General features: G+C 70.4%; 12 protein-coding genes. 8 read left to right on the top strand and 4 right to left on the bottom strand.

All coding sequences use genetic code 11. From position 1 onward, the window contains the following. Positions 1-110: 110 nt before the first annotated feature. Entirely contained in the window at positions 111-749 is a 639-nt protein-coding gene (locus ABTZ94_RS28370) for a hypothetical protein (RefSeq protein ID WP_351204785.1), read from the bottom strand. Positions 750-878: 129 nt separating this feature from the next. Beyond that, entirely contained in the window at positions 879-2,141 is a 1,263-nt protein-coding gene (locus ABTZ94_RS28365; RefSeq protein ID WP_351204783.1) for a nucleotide sugar dehydrogenase, read from the bottom strand. 300 nt (positions 2,142-2,441) lie between these two features. On the opposite strand from ABTZ94_RS28365, the gene ABTZ94_RS28360 reads away from it, so the two are divergent. Then, complete coding sequence (locus tag ABTZ94_RS28360) at positions 2,442-4,148, top strand: glycerol-3-phosphate dehydrogenase/oxidase (RefSeq protein ID WP_351204781.1); 1,707 nt, start codon at positions 2,442-2,444, stop codon at positions 4,146-4,148. Positions 4,149-4,195: 47 nt separating this feature from the next. Here the strand turns inward: ABTZ94_RS28360 and ABTZ94_RS28355 are convergent, their stop codons facing one another. Beyond that, positions 4,196-5,275: a serine hydrolase domain-containing protein gene (locus tag ABTZ94_RS28355; RefSeq protein ID WP_351204779.1), complete on the bottom strand. Its 1,080-nt coding sequence runs from the start codon at positions 5,273-5,275 to the stop codon at positions 4,196-4,198. A gap of 120 nt (positions 5,276-5,395) precedes the next feature. Here ABTZ94_RS28355 and ABTZ94_RS28350 point away from each other — a divergent pair, with 120 nt between their 5' ends. The 3 genes from ABTZ94_RS28350 (at position 5,396) to ABTZ94_RS28340 (ending at position 12,211) form a co-directional block, all read left to right on the top strand. After that, positions 5,396-7,408, top strand: a complete 2,013-nt coding sequence (locus ABTZ94_RS28350) for a serine/threonine-protein kinase (RefSeq protein WP_351204777.1) — start codon at positions 5,396-5,398, stop codon at positions 7,406-7,408. A 182-nt stretch (positions 7,409-7,590) separates the two neighbouring features. Next, positions 7,591-10,452, top strand: a complete 2,862-nt coding sequence (locus tag ABTZ94_RS28345; protein WP_351204775.1) for a serine/threonine kinase C-terminal domain-containing protein — start codon at positions 7,591-7,593, stop codon at positions 10,450-10,452. A 130-nt stretch (positions 10,453-10,582) separates the two neighbouring features. Next, a complete protein-coding gene (locus ABTZ94_RS28340) occupies positions 10,583-12,211 on the top strand; it encodes a serine/threonine-protein kinase (protein ID WP_351204773.1) in 1,629 nt (542 codons plus the stop codon). A 34-nt stretch (positions 12,212-12,245) separates the two neighbouring features. Here ABTZ94_RS28340 and ABTZ94_RS28335 read toward each other — a convergent pair whose 3' ends face one another. Next, the gene (locus tag ABTZ94_RS28335; protein WP_351204771.1) at positions 12,246-12,485 is read right to left on the bottom strand and encodes a hypothetical protein; all 240 of its coding nucleotides are present in this window, start codon (positions 12,483-12,485) and stop codon (positions 12,246-12,248) included. A gap of 520 nt (positions 12,486-13,005) precedes the next feature. Here ABTZ94_RS28335 and ABTZ94_RS28330 point away from each other — a divergent pair. From ABTZ94_RS28330 to ABTZ94_RS28315, 4 genes are all read left to right on the top strand, one after another. Beyond that, positions 13,006-13,488: a hypothetical protein gene (locus ABTZ94_RS28330; protein WP_351204769.1), complete on the top strand. Its 483-nt coding sequence runs from the start codon at positions 13,006-13,008 to the stop codon at positions 13,486-13,488. After that, entirely contained in the window at positions 13,460-13,921 is a 462-nt protein-coding gene (locus ABTZ94_RS28325) for a serine/threonine kinase C-terminal domain-containing protein (RefSeq protein WP_351204767.1), read from the top strand. Before ABTZ94_RS28330 ends, ABTZ94_RS28325 begins: the two co-directional genes overlap by 29 nt. A 140-nt stretch (positions 13,922-14,061) precedes the next feature. Next, on the top strand, positions 14,062-15,690 hold the full coding sequence (locus ABTZ94_RS28320) for a succinic semialdehyde dehydrogenase (protein WP_351204765.1): 1,629 nt from the start codon (positions 14,062-14,064) through the stop codon (positions 15,688-15,690). Between the two features lie 49 nt (positions 15,691-15,739). Continuing rightward, positions 15,740-17,566, top strand: coding sequence for a GMC family oxidoreductase N-terminal domain-containing protein (locus tag ABTZ94_RS28315; protein ID WP_351204763.1), 1,827 nt, complete (start codon positions 15,740-15,742; stop codon positions 17,564-17,566). The last annotated feature ends 98 nt before the right edge of the window (positions 17,567-17,664 follow it).

Raw genomic sequence — 17,664 nt, 5'->3', positions numbered from 1 at the left:
AATACTTTTGTCGGTTGTGGTTTTTTCTTTTTGTTTGGTTTCCTTTTCGTTGGGGGGGGGCGCCCCCCCCCCCCCATGCGGTCCGGGCCTCGCCCGTGTCCCGGCAGGGGCTACGCGGCCTTCTTGGCGCCACCGAACGCGGCCGCGGCACCGACCAGCAGGAAAAGGTACGTCTTGAAGTCGGATCCCTCGCTCCATGCCTTCGTCAGTACGTCGAAGTGGTCGATGAAGAGGCTGGACGCGGACTGGTGGACCAGGTCGGCCAGGATGATCGCGATGCCCACGAGCTGGCCGAGGTAGACAGCGCCCACCGACAGAACGGCGCTGACGACGGGCAGCACCGGATTCTGTCCACCGACCTTGCTCGCCGCGAAGCCGACCAGGAAGCCGACGCCGATGGCGATGTAGCCGACCTCGCGCTCGATCGCGCCGGCGATGGCCCCGTACAGGAAGGCCGCGACGACGGCCGTGACGACTGCGGTCAGCAGGCCGAGGCCCAGGTTGTTGCGGGCGGGGGCCGGCGGGGCGAACGGCGCGCCGGCGAACGGGACGCCGGGCTGACCGGGCTGGCCGTACGGCCCGGGCTGCTGGCCCGCGAAGGGGTTGCCCGTCGGGGCGCCGGGCTGGCCGGGCTGCTGGTCCGCGTACGGGTTGCCGGTCGGGGCGCCGGGCTGCTGGCCCGCGTACGGGTTGCCGCCGACGGGCTGGGCGTCGTTCGGCTGGTTCGCCGGTGGCACGGGCTGGCTCATGGTGGAATCCCCCTGGGACGGAAGCGCACGATTGTGCGAGAAGTGACGCCGCAGGCTAGCAGTCGCCTATGACATCGCCCGCCTGAATCCTTGGGGAACCCGTCGCCGAGATCCTTGGGAAACTCTTTCTCACAACCGATGTGCGGCCCCGGCCGGGGTCGTACCCCGGGTGTCCAGGAGGAGTTGGGCCTTCACTGCGAGGCCCTGGAGATCGTACGTACGGTGGTGCTGGAGCAGCACGGTGAGGTCGGCGCTCGATGCCGCCTCGTACAGCGAGTCGGCGCGCGGGACCGGGAGTTCACGTACCCGCCAGTCCAGGACATGCGGGTCGTGGTATCCGATCTGGGCGCCCATGTCCATCAGGCGGGTCGCGATCTCCCGGGCGGGGGAGGCCTCCTGGTCGGCGAGGTCCGGCTTGTAGGTGACGCCGAGGAGCAGCACCCGGGCACCGCGTACGGACTTGCCGTGCTCGTTCAGAAGGGTGGCGCAGCGCTGGATCACGTACTGCGGCATCCGGTCGTTGATCTCCTGGGCGAGCGAGACGATCCGCAAGGGGTGGCCGGGGGTGCGGCTGTTGTACGGGAGGTAGCCCGGGTCGACGGGGACGCCGTGGCCGCCGACGCCGGGGCCCGGGCGGAACGGCTGGAAGCCGAAGGGCTTGGTCTCGGCGCACCTGATGACGTCCCAGAGGTCGACGCCGAGGTCGTGGCAGAGCACCGCCATCTCGTTGACCAGAGCGATGTTGACGTGCCGGAAGTTGGTCTCCAGGACCTTCGTCATCTCGGCCTCGCGCGGCCCGCGGGCCCGGACGACCTTGTCGGTGAGCCGGCCGTAGAAGGCGGCGGCGGATTCGGTGCAGGCGGGGGTGAGGCCGCCGATGACCTTGGGGGTGTTGGCGTAGACGTGGGTCCTGTTGCCGGGGTCGAGGCGGCTGGGGGAGTGGGCGAGGTGGAAGTCGCGTCCGGCGCGCAGCCCCGAGCCCTCTTCGAGGAGGGGCAGTACATAGCTCTCGGTGGTGCCGGGCTGCACGGCCGATTCCAGCAGGACGGTGGTGTGCGGGCGCAGCCGGGCGGCGAGCGCGCGGGCAGCGTCGCCGACGGCGGTGAGGTCGAGAGTGCGGTCGGCGCCGAGCGGGGTGGGCGCGCAGATCACCGCGGTACGGACCCGTCCCAGTTCGGCCGGGTCGGTGGTGGGCCGGAAACCCCCCGAGAGCATCCGGCGTACGTCCGAGGCGGTGAGCGATCCCTCGACGGGGGTGCGGCCCGCGGAGAGTTCCGCGTAGGTGCGTGGGTCGGCGTCGTAGCCGACGGTCTGAACACCGGCGGCGACGGCGGCTTGGGCGAGGGGCAGGCCGAGGTGGCCGAGTCCGATGACTGCGAGGTCTGCGGGCATGTGGATGGGCCGTCCTTCCCTTGGACCGACCGGCAGATGGAGGGCGCCACCCTCCGTTTGCCGGTCGGTCCAAGACCATGAGAGCAGAAAGCGCAACCGCTGGGGACAGCGCAATGTCAGACTAGGCGTAAATATGACCTATATGTCGCATTGTGTGGCTCCAGTCGTCCTGGTGTTGTCCACAGGCGGTGGCCGAAGTCGTGGGCGGCGGACAGAATCGAGAGGTGGGCACGGGGCGCCCGGCCGATCGGTCGGGTCGCGCCGCGTGTCGGACCACCCCGATCCACCCGGGAGGCAGCAGTGAGGACAGCGACACTGGGACCTGCGGAGCGCGCCGAGGCGCTTGCCGCGATGGCCGAGCGCGAACTGGACGTGCTGGTCGTCGGGGCGGGCGTGGTCGGCGCCGGTACGGCGCTGGACGCGGCGACAAGGGGCCTGTCGACCGGCCTCGTCGAGGCGCGTGACTGGGCTTCGGGCACATCGAGCAGGTCGAGCAAGCTGATCCACGGCGGGCTGCGGTATCTGGAGATGCTCGACTTCGCGCTCGTCCGGGAAGCGCTCAAGGAGCGCGGGCTGCTCCTGGGACGGCTGGCCCCGCATCTGGTGAAGCCCGTGCCGTTCCTCTATCCGTTGCAGCACAAGGGCTGGGAGCGGCCCTACGCCGGTTCCGGCGTGGCGGTCTACGACGCGATGTCGGTGTCTTCGGGGCATGGCCGCGGCCTGCCCGTCCACCGGCATCTCTCCCGCCGCCGCGCGCTGCAGGTCGCCCCGGCGCTGAGGAAGGACGCCCTGGTCGGGGCGTTGCAGTACTACGACGCGCAAATGGACGACGCCCGCTATGTTGCGACCCTGGTGCGCACCGCCGCCGGATACGGCGCCCATGTGGCGAACCGGGCGCGGGTGATCGGCTTCCTCCGGGAGAGCGAGCGGGTCGTCGGCGTCCGCGTGGAGGACGTCGAGGCGGGTGGGGAGTACGAGGTCAGGGCCAAACAGGTGGTCAACGCGACCGGGGTCTGGACGGATGACACCCAGGCGCTGATCGGGGAGCGCGGGCTGTTCCACGTCAGGGCGTCCAAGGGCATCCACCTGGTCGTCCCGAAGGACCGCATCCACTCCACGACCGGCCTGATCCTGCGGACCGAGAAGTCCGTCCTCTTCGTCATCCCGTGGGGGCGGCACTGGATCGTCGGGACGACGGACACCGACTGGGACCTGGACAAGGCGCATCCGGCGGCGTCCAGCGCCGATATCGACTATCTGCTCGAACACGTCAACTCGGTCCTGGCCACACCCCTGACCAGGGACGACGTCCAGGGTGTCTACGCGGGGCTGCGGCCGCTGCTGGCCGGCGAGTCGGATGCGACCAGCAAGCTCTCGCGTGAGCACACGGTGGCACACCCGCTGCCGGGCCTCGTGGTCGTGGCGGGCGGCAAGTACACGACGTACCGGGTGATGGCGAAGGACGCCGTGGACGAGGCGGTGCACGGCCTCGACCAGCGGGTGGCGGAGTGCGTCACCGAGGACGTTCCGCTGCTGGGGGCGGAGGGATACCGCGCGCTGTGGAACGCCCGGGCGAGAATCGCGGCCCGTACGGGGCTCCATGTCGCCCGGGTGGAGCATCTGCTCAACCGCTACGGCTCCATGACCGAGGAGCTCCTGGACCTGATCGTCGACGATCCGGTGCTGGGTGAACCGCTGCCGTCGGCGGACGACTATCTGAAGGCCGAGATCGTCTACGCCGCCTCGCACGAGGGGGCCCGCCACCTCGACGACGTACTGACCCGCCGGACCCGGATCTCCATCGAGACCTTCGACCGGGGCACGCTCAGCGCCCGGATCTGCGCGGAGCTGATGGCGCCGGTCCTGGGCTGGGACGAGGGGCAGATCGACCGGGAGGTCGAGCACTACGAGAAGCGGGTGCAGGCGGAGCGGGAGTCGCAGCGGCAGCCGGACGACCTCACGGCGGATGCGGCACGGCTCGGGGCGCCGGACATCGTGCCGCTCTAGTGCCGTGACCGGCGACAGGCCCTGATCCGCAGGGCAGGCTCCAGGCCTCAGGCGCGGGGCGCGCTGCTGCAGAACTCCGCGTCGAGGAGTGCCGGTTCGAGCGTCGTTGCATCGGTCAGGGTGTCCGTGTCGATCCGGTACGTCAGGGTGTGCCGGCCGTCGCGTGTGGCGGCGGTACGGACGTAACTGCCCGCTATACGGCCGTCGTGGCCCCAGACGGTGGTGCCGCAGGAAAGTTTCTGCGGATAGATGCCCAGGCCATAGACGCCGCGCGTGGCGCCGGTGTTCAGCAGGGCCGTCAATTGGGCGAAAGGGAGCAGACGCCCACTCAGCAGGGCCGCGTAGAAGCGGTTCAGGTCGGTGAGTGTGGAGATCAGTTCGCCTGCCGCGCCCGCCGTACGCGGGTCGAGCACGGTGACGTCGCGGAGGCTGCCGTCGGCCGGGTCACGGGCATAGCCGCGGCCGTGCGGGGCAGGCAGGGAGGTACGGGCGCCGGGCAGGGAAGTACCGGTGAGACGGAGGGGGGTGATGATGCGGTGGCGGATCTCGGTGGCGTAGTCGTTTCCGGTGACGCGCTGAACGATGAGTCCGAGCACGACGTAATTGGTGTTGGAGTAGGCGTAGTGGCCAGGGGCGTTCGTCGGGCGATGGGCCAGGGCGACACGGACCGCGGCGGTGGCGGAGACGGGGCGGGCGGAGGGGTCGGCGGTGTAGTTGTAGAGGCCACTGGTGTGGCTGAGCAGGGCGCGCAGGGTGATGCGGCGGCCGTCGTTGCCGTTGCCCTGGATCAGCCCCGGCAGCAGCTGGTCGACGGTGTCCGACAGCTGCAGCCTTCTCTCCCGGGCGAGTTGGAGTACGACTGTCGCGACGAAGGTCTTGGTGATGCTGCCGGCCCGGAACCGGTCCCCTCTGCGGATACCGGGGCCCGTCGAGCGGTAGGTGTCGTACGGTGCGGAAGAGACGCGATGGGCCAGCAGCGCCGCCGTGGGAGCACCGCCCCTGGCGACGAGCCGGGGAAGATAGGCCGCTGCGGGCGTGAGGTGTGGTTCGCTGGACAGGGTTGCTGTTCCCAGGCCGAGCAGCGCCAGTAATAGCGGGGCGGCGAACAGCGCCCTGAGTGTCGGCATGGCAGGGAATCCCTTCCTCGGGCCACATCATGACGGGCCTGCGGACCCGGCACCATGACCGGTCCAGCGGTGAGGGACAATGAACGCTCTGCCAGGGCGGGTTGATCGCAGAGGGGACGCATGTCGGAGGCGGAGCAGGCACGGGAGCCCCAACGGGACAAGGACGGACGTCTTCTTGCGGGGCGGTACCGGCTCGGGGAGGTGCTCGGCCGGGGCGGTATGGGCACGGTCTGGCGTGCCGTCGACGAGACGCTGGGCCGCACGGTCGCGGTCAAGGAGCTGAGGTTCCCTTCGGCCATCGACGAGGACGAGAAGCGCCGGCTCATCACGCGCACGCTGCGTGAGGCGAAGGCGATCGCCAGGATCCGCAACAACGGCGCGGTGACGGTCTACGACGTGGTCGATGAGGACGACCGGCCATGGATCGTGATGGAACTCATCGAGGGCAAGTCCCTTGCCGAGGCCATCCGCGAGGACGGGGTGCTGACGCCGAAGCGCGCCGCCGAGGTCGGCCTCGCCATCCTCGACGTGCTGCGATTGGCGCACCGCGAGGGCATCCTGCACCGCGATGTGAAGCCGTCCAATGTGCTGATCGCCGAGGACGGCCGGGTCGTGCTGACCGACTTCGGTATCGCGCAGGTCGAGGGCGACCCGTCGGTCACCTCGACGGGCATGCTCGTCGGCGCCCCCTCGTACATCTCCCCGGAGCGCGCCCGCGGGCACAAGCCGGGACCGCCCGCCGACCTGTGGTCGCTCGGCGGACTGCTGTACGCCAGCGTCGAGGGCTCCCCGCCGTACGACAAGGGGTCGGCCATCGCCACCCTGACCGCGGTGATGACCGAGCCGCTCGACCCGCCGAAGAACGCCGGTCCGCTGGAGGAGGTCATCTACGGCCTGCTCGCCAGGGATCCCGATCAGCGGCTCGACGACGCCGGCGCGCGCGCCCTGCTCAACGACGTGATCCACGCTCCCGAGAAGCCGGACCCGGTGGTGCCCCCGCCCGCCGACGCCACCCAGGTCATGGCGCTGCCCGGCAAGACCGCCGAACCTGGCACCAAGGCGGCGTCGAAGTCCGGGGAATCGGGCGAGGGCGCCCGGGACCGGCTGCGCGGCGCGCTGCGCTCCGTACGGAGCGCGAAGGCGACACCCGCCGCAGCGGCGGGTGCGGCCACAGCCTCGGCCACTGCGCCGCCCCGGCCCTCGACAACTCCGTCGGCACCTCCGTCGACCGCTCCCTCGGCGGGCCCTTCGAAGCCTGCCCGGCCTTCGACTCCGGCGAGGCCGGCCGCGGCCTCTGCCGCCGTACCGTCGCCGCGTCCCGCCACGTCGCCGACCACCCCGCCCCGTGCGTCCATCACGGACGTGGTGCCACGCCGCACCCTGGCGATCGCCGCGGCTGTGATCGTGCTCGCCGTGATCGTTACGGTCCTCGCCCTCACTCTCGACAAGGGCGGCAAGGATGACGCGAGCGGAGGCAACGGCAAGGCCGGCAAGTCCACTTCGGCCGGGGCTTCGGCGACCGGTGGATCCGCGGACACCGACACGGACAGTGGCGGCGACAAGCCCCAGGGCCAGGGCAAGGATCAGGATCAGGGCAAGGGCCAGGGCAAGGGCGACAAGTCGGACAAGGGGTCGGACGGTTCGAAGGGCGACGCCCCGGACGCCGCTGACGCGCTGCCCGCCGGATACGAAACCGTCAAGAACAAGCAGTTCCACTTCGCGATCGCGATGCCCGAGGGCTTCCAGCTGACCGAAACGGCCGGTCGCAACTCCGGCGGCATCTACAACGTCGACGGGGGTTTCCCGCGCGTCCAGGTCGACTACACCGATTCGCCCGGCGGCGACGCCGCCGCAGCCTGGAACGCCGCGAAGGGCGGCGTCGCGGCCAGCAGCAACGGCTATCACCACCTCGGAGTGAACAAGGTTCAGTACAACGGCTACCCGACCGTCGCCGACTGGCAGTTCGAGCGCACCCAGCAGGGTGACCGGATCCATGTGCTGAACCGGGGCTTCAAGGTCGATGCCACCCACGGCTACGCGATCATGATCAGCTGCAAGGCGAGCGAGTGGGACAGCAAGGAGTGCCGGACACTGCGCAAGACCGCGTTCGACACGTTCGAGCCCACCGACTGATCCGTGGGTGAAAAGGGCCAGGATGCGCCGACCCTGCCGCGCGGCCGTCACTTGCCACGTATCGTGAGAGCCTTGAGGCCGTACGCAGCCAGAACGGCGAGTCAATTGCATGGCAAGTGACCGCAATTGACGGGTTTGTGCGGTCTTCGTGGCCGGGGGACAGCGCGCTCTGGGGAGGCGTCGTGGACGACTATGCGGGTCGGGTACTTGCCGACCGCTACCGCCTTCCGCTGCCCCCGTCCGATGAGTACGAACTGGTCGAGACCCGGGCGTTCGACACCTACAGCGGACAGGAAGTCCTGGTCCGGCAGGTGCCGTTGCCCGAAGTGGTGGACGCCGAGGTGCTCGACGCCGACGGTCAGGCCCCGGTGGCCCGCCGGGCGACCGGGCGCACTGTGCGGCAGTCCACGGATCCGGCGGTCCGGCGTGCCATCGAGGCGGCGCAGGCGGCGGCCCAGGTCCCCGACCATCCCGGACTCGACCAGGTCTTCGACGTGTTCGCGGAGGCCGGCTCGCTCTGGATAGTGAGCGAACTCGTCATGGCCCGCCCGCTCGCGGCCCTGCTCGCGGAGCGCCCGCTCAATCCCTTCCGGGCCGCCGAGATCGGCTCCGACGTGCTGACGGCGCTGCGGGTGCTGCACGTTCATGGCTGGACCCACCGCAACATCACCGTCCGCACGGTGCTGGTCTGCGACGACGGTCGCGTCGTGCTGACCGGTCTGGCGGCCGGAGCGGCGGAGGAGGCACTCTGCGGGTACGTACCGACGCCTCAGCCCGACGACGAGGACGACGGCGGGTATGGCGGCGGGTACGGCGGCCGCCCGGCGTACGAGACGGACCCGACCGGGCCCTACGTACCCCCTGCGCCCGCCGAGGTGCCTGCGTCGCGCGCTCCGGCGGCGATCGAGACGGGCCACACGGCCGCTGATACGTACCCGGACGAGGCTGATCAGGACGCGGCTGGTCCGTACGCTCCCGTTCCATATGCTCCTGATTCGTACGCCGATCCGTACAAGAAGGGCCATGTCGGCGACGACAACCCGCACGCGGAGGGCCGCGGCTTTGACGAGGGCGACCGCGGCGGTGCGCCGGGCGAGCTGGAGGCCGTGAGACGGCCGCATGACCCCGCCCTCCCGGTCCCCGCTCCCGGTGCCGGAAGCGCACCGCGACTGCGGGCCGAACGGGCCGGAGCCATGGCCGCGTACCGCGCGGGCGCGCGGGCCGCCGTACGGATCAATGAGGACCGGCGCCAGGCCGGGACGGGCGACGAGGCGGACGCCGGCAGCGCTCCGGAGCGCCGCCCTGGAGAGCAGCCGGGCCGGGGCCCTGGAGAACAGCCGGAAGGCGCCGGGCCCGCCGACTCCGGTCACGACCACCCGCTGTCGATCGGCAATTGGAGCCGTACCGCCGATGGCCCGTACGGGGACGAGGACCTGTACGACGAGGACGACGAGGACGACGCCGGGTACGGCAGCGACGGTCAGGAGCCGCCGGGCCGACGGCTGCATCTGACCGGCTCCTGGAGCGACGGTCCCGAATTCCGCCGTCCCGTCCCCGCCGGTGGCTCCAGCGAGGACGCCCTGCGCGCCGACGCCGGCCGCGACGGCAACTCCCCGGCGCTGCCCGCGCACCGGCCCGAGCCGCAGCAACAGCCGGGCCGCTGGGACGAGATCGTCGCGAGCGGCCGTACGGGCCCCGCCTACCGCGGCCCCGCCACCACCCTCGCGGCCGAGCGCGCCCGGCAGGCCCGGATCGCCGTCGTCGGCGCGGTCACCGAGCGCTGGGCGCCCGAGCAGGCCGGACCCGTCCACGAGAACTGGCAGCTGGCGCCGCCCATCGGCCCCGCCACCGACCTCTGGGCGTTGGGCGCGCTGCTCTACCGCGCCGTCCAGGGGCACGCCCCGTACCCCGAGGAGAGCGCGGCCGAGCTCGTCCAGATGGTGTGCGGGGAGCCGCCCGCCTTCGCCGAGGAGTGCGGTCCGCTGCGCCCCGTCGTCGAGTCGCTGCTGCGCCAGGACCCCACCGAGCGGCCGGACGTCGAGGAGCTGCGAGGCTGGCTGCGCTCCCTCGTACGGTCGGCGCCCGAGCCCGAGGCCGGTCTGGACGTCGTGCCGCTGCCGTCCGTCGACAGCGCCCGGCTGCCCGTCGTACGCCGCCGGGGCGAGCTGGTCCGCAGGCGCCGGGGCCGCATGGGTCAGGGCGCGGCCCACGGCCGCCACCGCCACACGAAGGAGAGGCCCGACCGCCACGACAGGCCCCGGGCGGAAAAAGCACCCAGGGCGCCGCGCGAGCCCAAGGGCCCCAAGGCGCTGCGCACCCCGCCGCCCCGCCCCCAGCAGGGCGAAGGACGGGCGCCGCGACGGCTCGGGCGGCTGCTTCTGGTGCTGATCCTGCTGGCCCTGGTCGCGGCCATCGCGTACGCCGTGATGTTCATGCCCAAGGCGGACAGCGACTCCGGCACCCGTTCCTCGGGCCCGGCGTCCTCGACGTCCGGTTCGCCCGGGCCCGGCGCCGGTGCGTCCGGCGGGCAGCCGCCCTCGCAGCAGTCCGGTGCGCAGCAGCCGCAGACCAGCCGCTCCGCCGTCGCGCTCGCCACCGGCTACGCCCTGCGCAAGGACCCGGAGGGTTTCGAGGTCGGTGTGCTCAAGGGCTGGCAGCGCAGCCCCGCAAACGCGGACCGTCAGATCCGGTACGGCAGCGACGGCTTCAGCCTGCTGATCGTCCCCGGACGCGACACCGCCAAGGCCAATGGCGAAGACCCGCTGGCGTACCAGGCGGACAAGGAGCTGGAGTTGCAGCCGTTCCGCGACTCCAGCTGGTCGGGGTCGAGCGGGCTGCGCCGGATCGACGTCGGCCGACAGGCCATGGCCGAGGGCCAGTTCACCTGGCAGGACGCCAATGGCCGCGAGGTGTACGCACGCAACTTGGCGATGATTGTCGACGGCCGTTACCACATCCTCCAGGTCATCGGACCGGAGGACCGGCGCGACAAGGTTTCGGACATCTATGAACAAGCCATCGCTTCCTACCGCGTGACGCCCTGAATGGTGGCGGTACGTCGCCCGAAGGGTTGCGGAGCGACAAGCATCACAGTGCGGTCACTTGGGTGATGCGAGGTTCCGTGGCCCACACCCCCTCCGTAATCTGGCCTCCGAAGGAACGGGGCGGGGATACGTGGATCGATCACAGGGCACGGACGCGGGACTGGTGCTGGCCGGAAGGTACCGGCTCGGCGAAGTCCTCGGGCGCGGCGGCATGGGCAAGGTCTGGCGCGCCCACGACGAGGTGCTGCACCGCACGGTCGCGGTCAAGGAGTTGACCGCCGGGCTGTACGTCGCCGAGGCCGACCGGATCGTGCTGCACGCCCGCACGCAGAAGGAGGCCCGCGCGGCGGCCCGGATCACGCACCCGGGCGTGGTCACGGTCCATGACGTGATCGAGTACGACAACCGGCCGTGGATCGTCATGCAGTACGTCGACGGCCCGTCACTCGCCGACGCGGCCAAGGAGTCCGACGAGATCGAGCCGCGCGAGGCTGCCAGGATCGGCCTCCATGTGCTGGGCGCCCTGCGCGCCGCACACGGTGCGGGGGTCCTTCACCGGGACGTGAAGCCCGGCAACGTGCTCCTGGCCAGGGACGGACGGGTGCTGCTCACCGACTTCGGGATCGCGGCGATAGAGGGCGACTCGACCATCACCAGGACCGGTGAACTGGTCGGTTCCATCGACTATCTGGCGCCTGAACGGGTACGCGGCGGCGATCCGGGCCCCGCGTCCGACCTGTGGTCCCTCGGTGCCACGCTCTACACCGCGGTCGAGGGGCGCTCGCCGTTCCGCCGTACGTCCCCGATCTCCACCATGCAGGCCGTCGTCACCGAGGAACCGCCGCCGCCCGGGCGGGCGGGCCCGCTGGCCCCCGTGATCACCGCGCTGCTCCGCAAGGACCCCGAGGACCGGCCGTCGGCGGCGGAGGCGGAACGGATGCTGCTGGAGGCAATGGAGGGCCGCGAGCCCGTGGCGGCGCAGGCGTACGTGCCGACGCAGAGGGTCCCCGACGAGGCCCTGCGCTCGCTGGGCCAGGACGGCGCGTCCGGAACGGGTGCGGCGGGGACGGCTCAACTCCCCGATTCGGCCCCCGCTTCCGCCGCCGGCCCGGTGTCGTCCCCGGTGACCCGGCGCATCCGGGGCCGGTGGCGTACGACGGTCCTGGTCATCGCCGCAGCCGCGCTGGTCGGCGGCGGGGTCGGCCTCGGCGTCATGAAGTATCAGAACGACAGGGACAGGAAGGGCTCACAGAGCGCGCCCAACAACACGCCGGTCGCGGCCCCCGGCAACAAGAACCCTGACGGGCTCCCGGACGGCTGGGTGAAGGTCGACGACCCGGCTGGTTTCTCCCTCGCCGTACCGAAGGGCTGGACGCGGCAGGTGGACGGCGAGCAGATCGACTACACGCCCGACGACGGCAACCATTTCATTCGGATCGGGATCGACACCTCGCCGGACTATCCGACTCCGTACGCTCACCTGCTGAGCATGGAGATCGGCCGCAAGGCGCTACCGGCGTACAAGCGGCTGACGATCCATGTGAACTCCTACCGCGACCAGCCCGCCGCGCTCTGGGAGTTCACATGGGCCTCGTCCAAGGACCATCCGGGCAAGCGGCGTGCGATTGACCAGATGTACATCGCGGACGGCGGTGTCGAGTACGCGATCTACATGGGTGGCCCCGAAAGTGACTGGGCGACGGCCCGCGCCCAGTTCGATACTGTCCTTCAGTTTTGGCAGCCGCCGTCAGAAGGATGACCGAGTGGGCTCTTGCGAACTGATGAGCTCAAGCTCAGGACACCCATCCAGTACAGGAGTTGAGAAGTGTGTTGCCCTCGAATCGGGCAACCTGGATTGCTGCCTGATAGATCCCGGTGTCGTTGATGGCGTAGGAATCCACGTAGGTATAGCCGTTGTTGGCGCCGTCAGTGTCGCTGTGCCACGGCCATGTGACTTGGTTGCCGACGAAGTTCTTCGTGATGAGGCGCGCTCGTGCGTGATGGCCGTCTGCCAGCGTGTCCAGGAACGCCATGTGGAAGTCTATGCGACTTCCTGAATCCACCCAGTTGTAAACGTTGATCTGTCCCGAGGCACCAGTCGTAGAGCATTTGCCTACACCGGTGGAGGCGTTTGCGGTACCAGATGCGACCAGTGTGAGAGAAATGGCGGCCGCGCAACACCGATTGGGCGAATGAGGCGAGGAAATTTTGATTTGGCTTTTCTCATGGTCTAAGAGTCCGGGATCATGATGAACATGTGAACGGAATCAGAGGGGATCTGCTCGCTGCCCGATGCCGCTCAGGTCTCTATCTCCGCGCGGGGGGTGGGCAGTTGGCGGGTCAGTCGTTGCGGGGCGCGTGGCACGAGCGCGTGCAGCAGTGCACAAGCGTGATCCCGCCGCCATGCGGAAGCGGGGCGTCTTTTGTGCGGTGGCATTCGCCGTGCAAGTCCCGGTAGTCCGGCTGCTGGGCTACCGCACACTCGGCGGGCAGGGTCGACATGTCAACGGCTGAGGTGGTCAAGGAAGTTCGCCACAGCTCCGGGCATTCGCCATGGCACGCCCGCTGACCTCCGTGATCACCGCGCTGCTGCGCAAGGAGCCGGACGAGCGTCCGTCGGCCGCGGAGACGGAACGGATGCTGCTGGACGCCATGGAGGGCCGCGCGCCCGTGGCGGCGCAGGCGCACGTGCCGACGCAGAGGGTCCCCGACGAGGCCCTGCGCTCGCTGGGCCAGGACGGCCCCGCCGGGCCCCGCACCACTCAACTGCCCCACCCGGCGGCCCCGGCGGTCCGGCGCAGCCGCGGCCGCTGGCGCACCGCGGTCCTGGTCATCGCGGCCGCGGCGCTGGTCGGCGGCGGCGCGGGACTTGCCGCGATGAAGTACGGCGACCGGACGGAGAACACCACCGGACGCGACGGCACGGGCACCCACGCGCCCCGTCGACCCCGGCAAGCCCGACGCCAGGACCCCGCCCTCGGCCAAGCCCGACGTGCGGGTGAAGGACGTGCCCGACGGCTGGAAGCGGGTGAATGACCCCGAGGGCTTCAGCCTGACCGTGCCCGAGGGCTGGGAGCGCCGGGCGGACGGCAACCAGATCGACTACACCCCGGACGGCGGCGTGCACTACATCCGGATCAGCATCGACCCGGCGCCCGACTTCGAGAACCCGTACATGCACATGCTGAGCCTGGAGAAGCAGCTCGCCGAACGGCTTCCCGGCTACCAGCGCAAGACCCTGCACTCCAACACCTACCGGGACCGGCCGGGCTCGCTCTGGGAGTTCACCTGGACCGAGACCAAGGACCACCTCGGTCCGCGCCACGCGATCGACCAGATGTACTTCGGGGAGGAGGGCGGTCCGGAGTACGCGTTGTACATGACGGGCCCGGCGGACGACTGGGACACGACCCGGTCGCAGTTCGACACGATGCTGCGCGGATGGCGTGCGCCCGGCAGCTCCGGCTGAGGCCCGCCGGACCGCTCCGTGACCGCAGGGCTCCTGATCAGGGGCTTTGTTGCCAGTGATCACTGGCTTGTTTGTGGGGAGTGTGAAAACCTGTTACCCACGGGTACCCAAAGTGTGCGGCTGGACGTACTCTCGGCCCCATGACGGACTCGCAGGCCTCCATGTCCACCCCCGCAACCCCGGTCGGCACCAACCCCGTGGCCGCCGCCCCCGCGGGCGCGCGCACCGCCGCCGATGTGGTGACACCCGAGGTGGTCGCCCAGCTGACCCGTGGTGTGGCCGGCTCCGGCCGTACGGCCAACCACACCCCCTTCACCGGGGAGAAGCTGGCCGATCTGCCCGAGTCCACCCCCGAGGACGTGGCGACGGCCTTCGAGCGGGCCCGCGCCGCCCAGCCCGCCTGGGCCGCCACTCCCGTCCGGGCCAGGGCAGCCGTCCTGCTCCGCTTCCACGACCTCGTGCTCGGCCGCCAGGCCGAGGTCCTCGACCTCATTCAGCTGGAGACCGGCAAGGCCCGGCTGCACGCCCACGAGGAGGTGCAGGCAGTCGCCGTCGCCGCCCGGCACTACGGGCGCATGGCGTCCTCGTATCTGAAGCCGAAGCGGCACGCCGGCGTCGTACCGGCCCTCACCAAGGTCACCGAGCTGCGTCAGCCGCGTGGTGTCATCGGCCAGATCGCGCCGTGGAACTACCCGCTGGAGCTGTCCGTCGGCGATGCACTGCCCGCCTTCGTCTCCGGCAACGCCGTCGTGATGAAGCCCGACACGGAGACCGCGCTGACCGCGCTGTGGGCCCGGGACCTCCTCATCGAGGCCGGGCTGCCCGCCGAGGTGTTCCAGGTGGTCCTCGGTGACGGACCGGTCGTCGGCCCCGAGGTCGTCAAGCACGCCGACTACGTCTCGTTCACCGGTTCCACCCGCACCGGCCGCGAGGTCGCGCAGGGTGCGGCGGCCCGGCTCGTCGGCGTCTCGCTGGAACTCGGCGGCAAGAACGCCATGCTGGTCCTCAGGGACGCCGATGTGGAGAAGGCCGCCGCGGGCGCCGTCCGCGCCTGCTTCTCCTCAGCCGGTCAGCTCTGCATCTCCATCGAGCGGCTGTACGTCCACGAGTCGGTCGCCGACGACTTCGTGGCCCGCTTCGCCGCCCGTACGAAGGCCATGCGGCTCGGCAACTCCCTCGCCTACGGTGCCGACATGGGCTCCCTGGTCGGTGAGCGCCAGCTGGAGACGGTCACGCAGCATGTCGCGGAGGCCGTCGAGAAGGGCGCCACGCTCGTCGCGGGCGGCGTCGCCCGCCCCGACATCGGCCCGCTGTTCTACGAGCCGACCATCCTCGAGGGCGTCGAGGCGCCGATGGCCGTCTGCAACGAGGAGACCTTCGGCCCGGTCGTCTCCATCTACCGCTTCTCCGACGAGGACGAGGTCGTCGCCCTCGCCAACGCCACCCCGTACGGCCTGAATTCGAGCGTCTGGACCAAGGACTCCAGGCGCGGCCACCAGGTCGCCGCCCGGCTGCGGAGCGGCACGGTCAACATCAACGAGGGGTACGCCCCCGCGTACGGCAGCGTGCAGTCCCCGATGGGCGGCATGAAGGACTCCGGTCTCGGCAGGCGACACGGCTCCGAGGGCATCCTCAAGTACACCGAGGCGCAGACCGTCGCCCAGCAGCGGCTGATTCCGCTCGCCCCGTCCTTCGGCATGGACGACGAGAAGTACGCGGCGTTCATGACCCGCAGCCTGAAGGTGATGAAGGCGTTCCGCCTGCGCTGAACCCCGTAACCCCACAGCACCTTCTGCCCTTTTCGTACCGAGGAGAGCCATGGCCCAGGACAGCCGTGCCCAGAATCAGGCCGAACCGGCCGGTGAGACCGACGACGACGTCGCGTACGACTACGACGTCCTGGTCGTCGGCTCGGGCTTCGGCGGTGCGGTGTCGGCCCTGCGGCTGACCGAGAAGGGGTACCGGGTCGGGGTCCTGGAGGCGGGCCGCCGCTTCAGCCCCGGCACCCTTCCGAAGAACTCCTGGGACATCAAGAACTACCTGTGGGCGCCCGCACTCGGGCTCTACGGCATTCAGCGCGTGCATCTGCTCGGCAATGTGATGGTGCTGGCCGGAGCGGGTGTCGGTGGCGGCTCGCTCAACTACGCCAACACGCTGTACGTACCCCCGGCGCCGTTCTTCGAGGACCGTCAGTGGGCGTCCATCACCGACTGGCAGGACGAGCTGAAGCCGTACTACGACCAGGCCAAGCGGATGCTCGGGGTCCGGGTCAACCCGACGATGACCCCCTCCGATGTCCATCTGAAGGCGGCCGCGCAGGCCATGGGCGTCGGCGACACCTTCCATCTCGCCCCGGTCGGCGTCTTCTTCGGTGACGGCAAGGACGCCGACGGTACGGCGAGGGCGAGGCCCGGCGGCACGGTGGCCGACCCTTACTTCGGCGGCGTGGGCCCCGCTCGCAAGGCCTGCACCGAGTGCGGCGAATGCATGACGGGCTGCCGCCACGGCGCGAAGAACACCCTCAACGAGAACTACCTCCACCTCGCCGAGAAGACCGGAGCCGTCATCCACCCGATGACCTCGGTCGTCGCGATCACGGACCATCCGGAGGGCGGCTACCACGTCACGACCGTTCCGACGGACCGCCGCAAGAAGGGCAAGCCGAAGCGGCTGCGCGCCCGCAAGGTGGTCGTCGCGGCAGGCACGTACGGCACCCAGACCCTGCTGCACACCATGAAGGACCGGGGACTGCTGCCCCGGCTCTCGGACCGGCTCGGCGAGCTCACCCGTACCAACTCCGAGGCGCTCGTCGGCTCGCAGACCAGCGACCGGCGCTACCGCAGGAAGCACGGCACCGCCAAGGCCGACTTCACCCAGGGCGTCGCGATCACCTCCTCGATCCACCCGGACGAGAACACCCACATCGAGCCGGTCCGCTACGGCAAGGGCTCCAACGCGATGGGCGCGATGTCGATCCTCCAGGTGCCGTACGGCAGCCGCCGGGTGCTGGGCTGGCTCGGCAACATGGCCAAGCACCCGACGCTCGCCATGCGTTCGCTCTCCAACCGGCGCTGGTCGGAGCGGACCATCATCGGGCTCGTCATGCAGTCGCTGGACAACTCCCTGACGACATACTGCAAGCCGGGCGGCATAGGGAAGGGCCTGCTCACCGCCCGGCAGGGGCACGGCACGCCCAACCCGACGCAGATCGAGGAGGCGACGCGCAGCGCCTCACTGCTCGCCGACGAGATCAACGGCTTCGCCGGCTCGAACGTCGGCGAGCTGATGGGCACCCCGCTCACGGCACACTTCCTCGGCGGCTGCCCCATCGGTGCGAGTGCCGAGGACGGGGTGATCGACCCGTACCACCGGCTCTACGGACACCCCGGCATCTCGGTCGTCGACGGTTCGGCGGTCTCCGCGAACCTCGGCGTCAACCCGTCGCTCACCATCACCGCACAGGCCGAGCGCGCGATGTCCTTCTGGCCGAACAAGGGCGAGGCGGACCCGCGTCCGGCGCAGGGGGAGGCGTACGAGCGGCTGGCCGCGGTCGAGCCGCAGGCACCGGCGGTGCCGAAGGAGGCCTTCGGCGCGCTGAAGCTGCCGTTCCTCGGGCTGCCGACCGTCCCGCCGAAGAAGTCCTAGGTGCAATGCCGTTCGGTTAGAGGTTCGATCTGCGGCGCAATGCTCGGCGTTTCGGCTGGTGATACGGGTGCAGCCCTTGTAGTGGTTCTCGGGTCCGC

Source organism: Streptomyces sp. NPDC002785 (genome assembly GCF_040295565.1).
Taxonomy (GTDB): domain Bacteria; phylum Actinomycetota; class Actinomycetes; order Streptomycetales; family Streptomycetaceae; genus Streptomyces.
Note: the sequence above shows the minus strand (reverse complement) of the source record. Positions and strands in the feature narration are given on the sequence as shown.